The 13,314-nt window shown below is 37.2% G+C and carries 10 protein-coding genes and 1 other annotated feature; all 10 genes read left to right on the forward strand.

Going from position 1 to position 13,314, the window contains the following annotated elements; translation table 11 throughout:
• Positions 1 to 4: 4 nt before the first annotated feature.
• Positions 5 to 271, forward strand: a complete 267-nt coding sequence (locus BMZ99_RS08730; RefSeq protein ID WP_090935439.1) for a hypothetical protein — start codon at positions 5 to 7, stop codon at positions 269 to 271.
• 186 nt (positions 272 to 457) lie between these two features.
• Positions 458 to 946, forward strand: coding sequence for a hypothetical protein (locus BMZ99_RS08735; RefSeq protein ID WP_090935442.1), 489 nt, complete (start codon positions 458 to 460; stop codon positions 944 to 946).
• 188 nt (positions 947 to 1,134) lie between these two features.
• Positions 1,135 to 1,689: a 3'-5' exonuclease gene (locus tag BMZ99_RS08740; RefSeq protein ID WP_090935445.1), complete on the forward strand. Its 555-nt coding sequence runs from the start codon at positions 1,135 to 1,137 to the stop codon at positions 1,687 to 1,689.
• A gap of 432 nt (positions 1,690 to 2,121) precedes the next feature.
• Positions 2,122 to 3,081, forward strand: coding sequence for an aminopeptidase (locus tag BMZ99_RS08745; RefSeq protein WP_090935448.1), 960 nt, complete (start codon positions 2,122 to 2,124; stop codon positions 3,079 to 3,081).
• Between the two features lie 29 nt (positions 3,082 to 3,110).
• The gene (locus tag BMZ99_RS08750) at positions 3,111 to 4,388 is read left to right on the forward strand and encodes an aminotransferase class V-fold PLP-dependent enzyme (protein WP_090935451.1); all 1,278 of its coding nucleotides are present in this window, start codon (positions 3,111 to 3,113) and stop codon (positions 4,386 to 4,388) included.
• 346 nt (positions 4,389 to 4,734) lie between these two features.
• On the forward strand, positions 4,735 to 6,096 hold the full coding sequence (locus BMZ99_RS08755) for an MFS transporter (RefSeq protein ID WP_217645064.1): 1,362 nt from the start codon (positions 4,735 to 4,737) through the stop codon (positions 6,094 to 6,096).
• Positions 6,097 to 6,519: 423 nt separating this feature from the next.
• Positions 6,520 to 7,182, forward strand: coding sequence for a GntR family transcriptional regulator (locus tag BMZ99_RS08760; protein WP_175490505.1), 663 nt, complete (start codon positions 6,520 to 6,522; stop codon positions 7,180 to 7,182).
• A gap of 148 nt (positions 7,183 to 7,330) precedes the next feature.
• Positions 7,331 to 7,567, forward strand: a binding site (T-box leader).
• A gap of 87 nt (positions 7,568 to 7,654) precedes the next feature.
• On the forward strand, positions 7,655 to 10,333 hold the full coding sequence (locus BMZ99_RS08765) for a valine--tRNA ligase (RefSeq protein WP_090935457.1): 2,679 nt from the start codon (positions 7,655 to 7,657) through the stop codon (positions 10,331 to 10,333).
• Positions 10,334 to 10,501: 168 nt separating this feature from the next.
• Positions 10,502 to 11,785, forward strand: coding sequence for a bifunctional folylpolyglutamate synthase/dihydrofolate synthase (locus BMZ99_RS08770; protein ID WP_090935460.1), 1,284 nt, complete (start codon positions 10,502 to 10,504; stop codon positions 11,783 to 11,785).
• Between the two features lie 104 nt (positions 11,786 to 11,889).
• Entirely contained in the window at positions 11,890 to 13,152 is a 1,263-nt protein-coding gene (locus BMZ99_RS08775; RefSeq protein WP_090935464.1) for an O-antigen ligase family protein, read from the forward strand.
• The last annotated feature ends 162 nt before the right edge of the window (positions 13,153 to 13,314 follow it).

Genomic DNA, 13,314 nt, shown 5'->3' on the forward strand with positions numbered 1-13,314 from the left:
TTTAATGGCAGAGATGGATCAGGTAATGCGGATTTTATCAGCTTTCCTTACTGCCTTAGTTATTATTTACGGCATTGCTAAAATCGTTGGCGAAGATAGAAAGGCTGCATGGTTTAAAAAGAGAACAAAGTCTACCATCTTTACTCGTAGAGGAGTATTAGGTGAAACCTGGCATTTTGGAGTTCCATGTAAATGGCAAGGATTTGTCGTTAGTTTCTTAATGTTTAGCATTATTGGCGTGGTAAGTTATCTTATGATTTTTGCAATATAACCTTTAACAATTCAAAATGGCCTTTCCTATATAATGTAGGTGTATTACATGGTGGAGCCTGCCAACAAGGCACCACCATGTTTTATCATATAGGTAAGCCAGCTAGTCGATGTGGTCAACAGTAAAGAGTAGCAATGAGCAATCTATTATTTAGGAGAGAAGGAGAAATGGAACACAGGAGGGAATATGGTAAAATATCAGGAAACATCACAATTTTGTAAAGAGAAGCTTTTCTGGATGGGTTTATCTATCATTGCACTTATCATTTGGATGGGAATTGAGTTTCAAGCATATCTTTCAGGGAAACCCAGTTTCCTTGGCATAGCCTATATTGGCTTGTTTTGTGGATTATTGCTGTGGCGCTATGCTGTTCGATATACCTATGTGCTAAGCAATCAAGAGCTAATCATTACAAGTCAATTCTTCTATATTTCTCGTACCTTTACAATAAACCTGGATTCGTTGGAGAGCTATTGCAATCAATATAAAGGAAATATCTTTAAGCGTAAGAGCGTAAGCCGCCTTGTTCATCGCTATTCGGCTGCTGATGATAGAGTTACTCGAATGCTAACATTTACTGAAAAAGAAAAAAGCTGTGGTTTGCTCCTTAAAATCAGCGATACATTTATGAATAAGCTGAAGACCTTGCGACCGAAGATATATGAAATCATGTAAGACAATAGAATCAATAAATTGGATGTAAGAATTTCTCGCAAAAGCTGGGGTATTCCTACATCTATTTTTTTATGTAGAACATTTAGGCTATAAACTTTAATGAGATAATGATATACTACAAAGTATATTATTTTAATAGCTATATTTTATTATAGAGAGGAGCAGTGCGCACCTAGCGCTAAGAGATAATGGATTTTGTTGCAATTGACTTTGAAACGGCTAATGCCAGCCGATCAAGTGTATGCAGTATGGCGGCTGTAACTGTAGAAAATGGACAGATTGTGCGTTCGGCTTATTCGTTAATTCGGCCGCCTGTGCTAAAATTTGATTATCGGAATATACAGGTTCATGGCATATATCCGGAACAAGTAGTAAATAAACCAACATTTGATCAACTCTGGGAAAGAATTCGTCCTCATCTTGAAAATAAAATTGTGATTGCTCACAATGCAACCTTTGATATTAGTGTGTTACGAAGTATCCTGCGAGAATATTCTTTACCTGTTCCTGCTTTTAAACATGCTTGTACAGTTCAAATTGCAAAAAGAGCATGGCCAGGCGGAGAAAACTATAAGTTAAATACCTTAGCCCAGCGTTTTCAGATCGATTTTGATCATCATAATGCTCTGCATGATGCTCGAACGTGTGCGCAAATCGCTTTGCTTGCCGGGCAAGAACTAAAAGCGAATAATTTTTTGCAGATGATGCATTTACTAAAGCTCTCAGTAAAAGATTTTGTGTGAATGAAGGGAGCTTCTTAGCAGCTCATAGGGATTGAAGTAGTACTTGTTTTACATCATAGAATATATAAATTAATTTATAATAAGTTATGGAGGAGTTTGTCATCGACAGGCTTCTTTTTGCATTTTGGCGAAGGCTAGGGAAGAATTGGGAATCATAGCGCTGCTAATTTTAACTCTTACAAAAAGCAATATAGAAAAAAATGAAATAAAATGATTGACAAATAATTCAATGTATTATAATCTCTTATTGTATAGAATTTATTTTATTTTCAGAAAACTTGCATGCAAGTTGAATTTTAAAATGTAATTATTATCATACTCTTATTTGTGCAAGATTAAGATGTTTATTTAAAAGAGAACATATTTTTTTGACACATCTTGCATGCAAGATGAATTTAAGATGAATTCGATAAAAATGAAGGAGGTAATAAAGTGAATAATCCATATGAAGCTTGTAATGTCTTGTTAACAACTTGTTCAGACAGTCAGAAGGAAGAAAATATATTATTTGTTACCGATGATACAAGCTTTGAGGTTGCTCGTGTGATGTGGGGTGCTGCTAAAGAGTATAAGAACAAAAGTATTGTGATGATGAGGGATCGTACTATGCATGGGCAAGAACCAACGGCAATTGTTGCAGCTGCAATGGCAAGTGCTGATGTAATTTTCGGCATAACAAAATTCTCTTTGTTTCATTCAGAAGCAAGAAGAAATGCAGTAGCAAATGGTGGAAGATTTGTAAACATGGTAGATTATACGATCGGCATGCTGGAAAAAGGCGGACTATATGTTGATTTTATTGAACAAGGTAAGGTAGTGGATAAAGTAGCCGAGCGGATAGTTGGTGATGTGATAAGAATACAAACTGCCAGGGGCACGGATATAACTGCAAAAATCACAGGAAGACCTGCTGTACCGCAGTATGCAAGAAGTTTGAAGAAAGGGACATCTTCATCTCCTCCAGATATTGAATGTGCTGTTGGACCGCTGGAAGATACATCAAGTGGTGTTGTTGTGATCGATGGCAGTATACCTCATCCTGAGTTAGGGCTGATAACAGATGAGATAAAGTTGAAATTGGAAAATGGAAAAATAGTAGATATAAGCGGTGGCAGGCAAGCACAGATACTGGCAAATATTATGAAGGATTTTAATGATCCTAACGCCTATTATTTAGGAGAAATAGGGATTGGTTTAAATCCTATGTGCACATTAAACGGACGTATGTTAGAAGATGAAGGGTGCATGGGAACCGTTCATTTTGGATTTGGAAGCAATACTTCTTTCTTTGGGGTAATTGAAAGCAGATTTCATTTAGATATGGTCTTTGTTGCCCCAACGGTTACTGTTGATGGGAAAATTATATTAGATAATGGTAAAGTTCCATTATAAATTAAATAAATTAAAAGGAGATTTAGCAAATGAGTGATGTAAGTAATGGAGTATTCTTTTCAGATGAGTTATTAAAGGAAATCAAAGATTCATTTTTTTATGTAGATAATGATCCTACAATTGGTCGAAGACTTTTCTTTGATAATGCGGGAGGCTCTTTCAGACTAAAAAAAGCAGTAGAACAATTTGCGAAAATTGATGCAATTCCAGATTGCCCGGAACGTATTCACAAAATGGCATTATACTTACAAAAAATACAAGACAATGGAACGGATGACGTAAAAATTATTTTTAATGCAAAAGGAGGTAGTGTTTTCACATCTCTGACAGCTTCACAAGCTATGTTTGATATGGTTCGAGCTATTGCTGAAAATGTCAGTGGCAGCAATATGATAACGTCTGTATTAGAGCACCCTTCCGCTTATGACCCGATGGAGTATTATGCTAAAAAATTAGGTAAGGAACTCAGAGTAGCAAAAAGCAATCCTATCACTGGTGGAGTAGATGTCGATGAAGTTGTTAAATTAGTAGATAAAGATACATGTATTCTAAGCGTAATGTATGCATCAAACATCTCAGGTGCTATTTATGATATTGAGAACATTGTAAAAAAGGCTCGTGAAATTAAGCCGGATTTATACATTATTGTGGATGCTGTACAGCATGCTCCCCATGATGTAATTGACCTGCAGAAAACACCAGTTGATGGAATTAATTTTGCTCCATACAAATTTTTTGGTTGCAGAGGTTCAGGAATTGCTTGGCTATCTGACAGAGCAGCCGTGCTTCCCCACCATAAGTTAATTGCTAAAAAAGCTGGTGAGTGGGAGCTTGGAAGTCCTGCGCCTGCACAATTTGCTGTAGTTACTGAGATTGTAAATTATGTTTGTTTTATTGGTGGTAAGTTTATTAGCAGCAGTGACCGCCGTGAATTATTTGCTTGCGGCATGTCTCATATTGCTTTGCAGGAAAGAGCTTTAATGTCGACAATGCTTAACGGCACTGATGAAATTACTGGACTTAGAAATATGAGAGGGGTTACAGTATTTCTGGATTATAAAGATTTTACCAAGAAAGATTTTATAGTTGCTATGGGTTTTGAGAATCTGGGATACACACAAGCAGTAAGAGAGTATGAAAAAAGAGGAGTCATTGTATATGAAAGAATAAATACCAGCCCGTATTCAAAGAGAATGCTGGAATCTTTCAACATGGATGGTGCGATTCGAGTTTCACCGCTGCATTGCAATTCAAAGGCGGACATTGATGAATTTTTGAAAGTGACAATGGAATTAACTACATTATAAAGCAAAGAAATAGGCGACTCGCTGACTATTATGGGATTTGTTTATAGCTGTTCTTATAAAAGCTTGCGAGTCTTCCTTATTTTTAATAAGTGGGGCATTCTTAGGAGGACATTATCTACTTATATTGAGCATTCTGATTGATTACCGCTCATTACTTTAAAAAGCACTGTTTACAAGTACGTAAGGGAGTGGAATGAAATATCTGGTATTGATAAAAAACAGAAAAAATAAAATTATTAGAATATTTAGTTGATACTTAGTGCGAAAAAGCCTAGCTGTGAAGATGGTAAGCTTTAAATGATAAAAGCAGTAGAAGTGAAGCGACATTTTGAAGGAGGATATTTCTGTGAAAGTTAAAAGCAATATTGGCCCTAGATTAGATCGTTTGCCTATAGCAAGGTGGCATTATAAGGTTTTATATTTAATTGGCTTAGGTATGTTTGTAGATGGCTTTGATAACTATATGGGCGGTGCAATCTTATCTGAATTGGTAAAGACAGGCTGGTCTAATAACTACCTCAATGCAACATTTGTTTCGTCTACTATGATTGGACTTTTCATTGGCTCTTTGTTTGCAGGCTTTGCTGGGGATCACTGGGGGAGAAAATTTGCCTATCAACTTAATCTGCTGTTATTTGGTGCTGCTTCAATTGCAGCCGGGTTTGTTACTGACATGACAACGCTAATTGTTCTACGCGGGATAATGGGCATTGGTCTTGGAGCTGAGCTTGTTGTTGGTTTTGGTACGTTTTCAGAATTTGTACCAGCGAGAGTTCGTGGAAAATGGGCTTCACTGCTATCACTAGTAGCAAATTGCGCACCGCCGGTTGCACTTCTAGTTGCATATTTTGTTATTCCTGCTTTTGGCTGGCGTGCAATGTTTATCATTGGCGGGGTTGCTGCGCTCATCGTATGGGCTATGCGTCATAGCCTGCCAGAGTCGCCTCGTTGGTATGAAGCTCGCGGTGAACTGGATAAGGCAGAAGAAATAGTTTCCAAAGTCGAAAAAGATATCGAGCGTGAACAAGGCATAAAACTGCCATTAATTGAAATTGAACATTCTGCCACAGATCAGGTTGTAAAAAAAGTATCTTTTTGGAGTTTGTTTAAAGGCGCTTTGTTAAAACGAACAATAGTAGCCTCGGCGGTGCTTATTGGCATGAATACATTAGTATACACCATTGTGAATTGGGTTCCAACCATCTTCATCCAATCAGGTATCAGTGTTACAAAATCTATGGGTATGATGGCCTTGATCATGGTGGGGGCGCCTATGGGAGTAGCAATTGCTTCCCAAATCATAGATAAATTCCCGCGGAAAGGGTTGTCAGTGTCATTATTGCTCATCATTGGATTGCTTGGGTACGTATATTCCTTACAACGATCAGAAACGTTCATTGTTCTCTTTGGTTTTGTTTTAACGGTCGTTATCTATATCTATGTTTGTTTAGCCTGTTCGGTTTATGTCCCAGAGATGTGGCCGACAGAAGCTCGTTTGAGGGGGGCAGGGGTTGCCAATGGAATAGGAAGGATTTCCGCAATCTTTTCACCTTATGGAGTGGCTTGGCTTTTATCAAATTATGGATCGATTGCAGTATTTATAGGACTTGGAGGAGTAGTGATTTTATTAGCATTGATTATTGCTACTTTAGGTGTTGAGACAAGATACAAGTCACTTGAACAAATTAGTAAAGAGGTGGGAGTGTAATAGGTAATTTCATGTGCTACTGGAGAATTCTGATATTAGTAATGATGCACTACAGTATACATAAAGATAATCATTCTATTACTGTTGTTGGCAGGAACTTTTGCCGCTATGGAGATAATCCATCAGCGGTATTTTCTTTTGGAAGGCTAATCTCACTTTAGTAAATAAGTAAAAATGTGCCATTGGAGCCTCGAATTAAAATAGTAATTGAACCTGTACATCAAAAATGAAGTGATATTACAAAATATTTTGTAGGAGGGGATTTATCTTCCCCTACAGATAGAATTTATGAGACATAATTTCTATTGAGGTTTCAAATTTAACTTCTCAAATGGGAAAGTTGAGAAAATTTTGCAAATATATGTTATTATATATTTGCAAAATGTAAGAAATTTACCATGAGAAAGGACAAAGGATATGAGTGTGAATAATAAAGAAGAAAATGATAATTTTGGCAGTTTGACTCAAATAGCGTATAAAATGATAAAAGAAAAAATAGTAAATGGAGAACTTAAACAAGGAGATGTCATTAGTATATCTGCTATGGCTAAGAAACTAAATATTAGCCGAACCCCTATAACATATGCTTGCCAAAAACTTGAAAATGATAAATTTCTTACGATTGTTCCTAAACAGGGAGTGATCATTCATGCTATAACTATTAATGACGCACGGGAAATATATGAGCTAAGAGCTGCTATTGAATCTTATTCGGCCAAACGTGCTTTTTCTAATATCACAGAAGATGATATCAATTATTTGGAAAATTCCTATAGAAAGCAAGTGGAGGCTGTGGAGCAAAATGATATTAATTCTTTTATGGCAGAAGATATTAATTTTCACAGATATTTATTAAATAAGTATGGAAACTCGCAGTTTTTTTCTATTATTAATAATCTTTATGACAGAGCATTTTTAATAGGAGTGGAATCATGTAAAAATTCATTAAGACTTAAAGAAAGCCTTAATGAACATAGGAAAATTATTGATTGTTTGTTAAAAAAAGATAAAGATGGTTTTGTAGAAAACGTTGAAATAAATATTTTAAATGGTTATACTAGTCTCATTGCTACATATATGTTGTAATCATTTCAACATTGGTAATGGAAAGATTTGTATGTCGAAAATCAAGTCAACTTATGAATTTAACTAAGTGAAGTAGCTATTCGAAATATAAGCACGTTTGTAAGCTTGACAATGATAGTGGATTCTATGTATAGTATTACTATATATTTGATAAGCTATGATAGGAAGGAGTATGTTATTACCTCCGTATAGAGAGGAGATCCGTGGCTGAAAGATCTCTCGGGAGTGGGATAGCGGAAGGTAGTCCTGGAGCTATTGCATTGAACTGATAGTAGGTGCAGTCGGTAAGCCCCGTTACGGCATTAAAGTTTGAGTGACTGCTGGAAGTAGAGTCATTTCAAAGAAACAAGGTGGTACCACGAAAGTATGCTCTTTCGTCCTTTTGGGATGGAAGAGTTTTTTATTTTTTAGTCCCTTTGCAGTTAAAGGATGTTTAAATGCTTTTTTATTAAAATAGTAGGAGGATCTTAAGATGGAAAAAAACATTCCAACGGTGTATGACCCACAGGCAGTAGAAGAAAAGTGGTATAAATATTGGGAAGATAATGGATTCTTTCATGAGGAAGTAAATAAGGACAAAAAACCTTTTAGTATTGTGATTCCTCCGCCTAATGTAACTGGGCAGCTACATATGGGTCATGCTTTAGACAATGCCTTGCAGGATATTCTCATTCGTTTTCGCCGTATGCAAGGCTACAATACCTTGTGGATGCCAGGAACCGACCATGCTGGCATTGCTACGCAAATAAAAGTAGAAGAAATGTTGATTAAAGAAGGCAGTTCTCGCTACGATCTGGGGCGTGAGAAGTTTGTCGAAAAAGTTTGGGAATGGAAAGAACAGTATGGAGATCGTATTATAAAACAATTAAAAAGTCTAGGTGCTTCTTGTGATTGGCAAAGAGAGCGCTTTACCATGGATGAAGGCTGCTCAGAAGCAGTGCGTGAGGTTTTTGTCTCATTATACGAGAAGGGACTTATTTATCAGGGCAACCGTATTACCAATTGGTGCCCTCGGTGTAATACTGCACTTAGCGATATTGAAGTAGAACATGAAGAAAAACCAGGAAATTTATATCATGTTCGTTATCTGGTAAAGGGAAGTCAAGGGGAATATGTGACAGTGGCTACGACTCGCCCAGAAACCATGCTGGGTGATACAGCAGTGGCTGTAAATCCCGAAGATGCTCGTTATCGTGATTTAATTGGGAAGCAATTAGTTTTGCCTTTAGTAGGACGATTGATTCCAGTGATTGCCGATGAATATGTAGATCCTGCCTTTGGTACAGGTGCTGTTAAAATTACGCCTGCTCATGATCCGAATGATTTTGAAATGGGATTGCGTCATAATTTACCTCAAATCGTTGTAATTGCTAACGATGGTACAATGGCAGCGGATACTGGTAAATATGCAGGGCTAGAGCGTTATGAGTGCCGTAAAATATTAGTTGCTGACTTAGAAGAAATAGGCTCTTTGGTAAAAGTGGATGATCATATGCATGCTGTAGGGCATTGTCAGCGTTGTACTACTGTTGTTGAACCATTAGTATCGAAGCAGTGGTTTGTCAAAATTCAGTCGTTAGCAGAACCGGCGATTGAGGCTGTGACAACAGGTGCTATTCAGTTTGTGCCTGAACGATTTACTAAAACCTATATTAATTGGATGGAGAATATTCGGGATTGGTGTATTTCTCGCCAGCTTTGGTGGGGACATCGGATTCCAGCTTGGTATTGTGAATGTGGAGAAACCATTGTAGCCCGTGAAGCAGTTACTGCATGCCCTAAATGTGGCAGTCATCGCATAGAACAAGATGAGGATGTATTAGATACTTGGTTTAGCTCTGGCTTATGGCCTTTTTCTACCATGGGATGGCCAGAAGATACAGAAGAATTAGAGCAGTTTTACCCTACAAGCGTACTGGTTACTGGTTATGATATTATTTTCTTCTGGGTAGCTAGAATGATTATGATGGGTTTAGAATTTAAAAAGGAAATTCCTTTTAAACATGTATTTATTCATGGCTTGGTGCGTGACTCACAGGGACGTAAAATGAGTAAATCATTAGGAAATGGGATTGATCCTCTAGAGGTTATTGACAAAAATGGCGCAGATACGCTGCGTTTTACGTTAGTGACTGGTAATACACCGGGAAATGATATGCGTTTTTATTGGGAGCGGGTAGAGTCTAGTCGTAATTTTGCCAATAAGCTTTGGAATGCCTCTCGCTTTGTATTAATGAATTTAGAAGACGTAGCCACTGTGGAACAATTAGCAAGCTATGGTACTGCAGCCAAGGAGAAGGAGTATTTTACATTAGCAGATAAATGGATATTAAGCCGTTACGCTAAGACGGTGAATGAGGTAACTCGTAATTTAGAACGCTTTGAATTAGGAGAAGCAGCCCGTCTGTTATATGAATTTATTTGGAACGAATATTGCGACTGGTACATTGAAATGGCAAAAGCCAGATTGTACAACAAAGAAGCAGTTGAGGCTCGGAACACTGCTCAGTATGTCTTATGGTATGTATTAGAAAATACGTTAAAACTATTACATCCGTTTATGCCATTTATTACAGAAAGCATTTGGCAGCATTTGCCTCATAATGGACAGAGCATTATGGTAGCTGATTGGCCAATTGATAGTTCCGCAGCACTTATTAATGAAGATATCGAACAACAAATGGTCACAATGATGGAAACGATTAAGTCAATTCGTAATATGAGGGCGGAAGTGAATGTGCCGCCAGGAAAGAAGAGTGAAGTTATTTTGCAAATTACAGCTAGTGAATTCCAGCAGGTGTTTGCAAGCAATTTGCAATATATAAAAACTCTGGCTTCAGCAGAGTCTGTTCAATTGTTAGGGACCTATGAAGCCAAGCCAGAGAATGCGATGACTGCAGTAGTGAGTGGTGTAGAAATTTACCTTCCATTAAAAGGTTTAATTGATATAGAAAAGGAATCTCTTCGGTTAAATAAAGAATTAACAACATTAGGGAAAGAAATTGCTCGTATTGATGGAAAGCTTTCCAATGAGGGTTTTGTAGCAAAAGCTCCAGCAGAAGTAATTGCAAAAGAAAGAGCAAAAGCAGAAGAGTATCAAGAAAAGCAAACAGCAATCCGGGAACGCTTGGCTTATTTGGCTACCTTGTAGAAAATATAAGGTAATAAATAGTGGTATGTTTTGTGAACCACAAAGGTACAGTGCTGATTTAAGGCATATAAGGTAGGTATGTAGGGAAGTTTCGTATCGTTTCTTTGTGCCTTTGTGGTTCCATTATTTTTATCTGCTTTGTAGCTTATTTCGGAAGGTGTGAAAATAATGACATATGAAGAATCCTTAACCTATTTAGCGAATCTCACTAAGTTTGGAATTAATTTAGGTTTAGCTAGAATTGAAAAACTATTAGAATTGATGGACCATCCAGAAAGAAAATTTCAAACGATTCATGTAGCTGGTACGAATGGCAAAGGATCAACGACAGCAATGTTAACATCCATACTAAGGTCTTCAGGAATAAAAACAGGAATGTATACATCACCGCATTTATCTGCGTATACAGAACGTATGATTGTGAATGGAAAAGAAATTACTCCTGATGAATTTGGAAAGGCGATTGCGTATACAAGTAGATTTATGGATAAAATAGTAGCGCAAGGATTAGGTCATCCAACTGAATTTGAAGTGCTAACGGCAGCTGCGTTTTATTATTTTGCAGCCTGCGGTGTGGAGTATGCTGTGATTGAAGTTGGTTTGGGAGGGCTTTTGGACTCAACGAATGTGATTATGCCTGAAATCGCAGTGATTACCAACGTTACTTTGGATCATACAGATAAATGCGGCAGCACCGTAAGGGAAATTGCCCACCATAAAGCAGGAATTATTAAAAAAAATGTCCCGGTGATTACAGGTGCCGAAGGAGAAGCTTTGGATGTCATAAAAAATATATCACAAAAAAACGCAGCGGATTGTTACGTATACAGAGAAGATTTCTCAGCAGCATTTCTTGAAATGGAAGGGGAATGCCAAAAAGTAATGGTAGCGGTAGGAACAGAAAGTAAAGCAGTTCCCTTTCTTGTTAATCTTCTAGGCGGACATCAAGTTGATAATTGTGCACTTGCAGCTATGGCTGCAATTATCTTGGGAAAAAAGGAAAGACGTATTGATACACTTGCAATCGAAAAGGGACTACGGACAGTACGATGGCCTGGACGCTTTGAAATAATGCCTGGGCGGCCTACAATGATTATTGATGGTGCGCATAATCCTGATGGGATAAGGGCATTGCGAGAAAATTTAGATCGGTTTTGTGATGGGAAAAAAATAGTATTCTTGTTAGGAATTTTACAGGATAAAGATGTGAAGACTATGGTTACCACATTAGTACGATCGCAAAATAAAGTTGTAGTTGTGGCCCCTGTATCTGAACGGGCAGGAAAACCAGAAATGGTTGCCCGGGAAATAAAGTCGGAACATGTAGAAGTTGCTTCTTCAATTGAAGAGGGATTAGAGCGGGCTAAATTATTAGCTGGCGAAGAAAATATTCTTTGTGTTGCGGGTTCTTTATATCTAATTGGTGCTGTCCGAAAAATAATATGTAGCTAGACAAATGACTTTTTCTTAGCTATAATTAAAAATGGTATTGAATTTGGCAGTTATCAAATGGTATAGAAATACTAAATGATAGATGCTATTAGACGGGTGAATTTATGTATATAACATATAGAACTACCCATACTCAGTATTTTTTAGAATATTTGATTGAGCACTGCGTACTGGCGGTGACCTTTTTTTTGCCATTGTCCCTCAAATGGAGCAGCATCTTTCTAGGAGTGGGTGCTTTGTTATGGCTGGGAAAGATCATAGTTCTACAAAAACTGGATTTTAAGGCGACTCCTTTCGATTTTGGTATAGCCTTATTAGTTCTATTATCGGGTGCTTCTATTTTGGCATCTCCAGATAGAGACTTTAGTTTTTATAACTATTACAACTTAATGGGACGATACATATTACTTTACTATTTGGTTGTTAATAATATGCGCTCTAGCACTCAAGTAAAGCGGCTTATATGGAGCATGTTATCATCTGCGGTAGTGGTTGCTATGTATGGTTTTTATCAATATTTTTTCGGGGCGACCCTCTCCGCTCTTGAGTGGGTTGATGGGGAGCAATTTCCAGATCTAAAGATGCGCGTTTTTTCCACTCTGGAAAATCCGAATTTGTTGGCTGGATTTTTAGTGACTATGATGGCGATTGCTTCAGGTATGGGATATAAAGCGCAGGAGAATAAATATAAAATTGTATATTCTGCGCTAGTAATCTTGTTTGGTGGATGTTTAATTCTTACCTATTCACGAGGTGCCTGGCTTAGTGTATTAGCCATTGTGGCTATGTATGGCATGTTGTGCAATCGTAAAATATTTTGGCTGTTGCTGTTATTGCCTGTCATTGCATTTTTCGCTCATGACGCATTACTAGAGCGGCTCATGTCAATTATGAATCCTACTGATACTTCGTCAACGCTGCGGTTGGCACTATGGGAAAGTACGATTGCTATGATCGTGAATAAGCCATTTCTAGGTATTGGCTGGGGAGCCTACTGGATGGTATATCCCGACTATGATTTTTTTATAAATAATCCGAATACTAAGATTTTTCATGCTCATAATATGTATTTAAATATTGCTGCTGAAATTGGTATTCCAGGTTTAATTACTTTCTTAACAATCATGTATGGACATTTACGTTTAGCCTTATCCTCTGTAAGAGAGTCTATACGGTGGTCATCTGGAATTATGTTAGGAATTGTGGGGGCAATATTTGGATTGATTGTAAATGGGTTTACGGATTATGTAATGTTTAATATACAATTATCGATGTTGTTTTGGTTATTGAATGCACTCATCGTAGTAGTCTGGAAGCAAAATTCTCAGCGCCAAGATCAGAATTATCGATTGAAAAAAGTAATATAAGGTATTGTCACAAAAAATAGAGCCATTGTGCTCTATTTTTGCTATTAAGGAAAACAAAGCCTTTAAGAATGCGGTTTATGCGTTAATTGCATATGATATAATTTAAAAGGAACTAAAATGTATTTCTGGCATAAAAAGTAAAAAAATGTTGAAAATAATTAA

The sequence above is a fragment of the Pelosinus propionicus DSM 13327 genome (assembly GCF_900114615.1).
Classification (GTDB): domain Bacteria; phylum Bacillota; class Negativicutes; order DSM-13327; family DSM-13327; genus Pelosinus; species Pelosinus propionicus.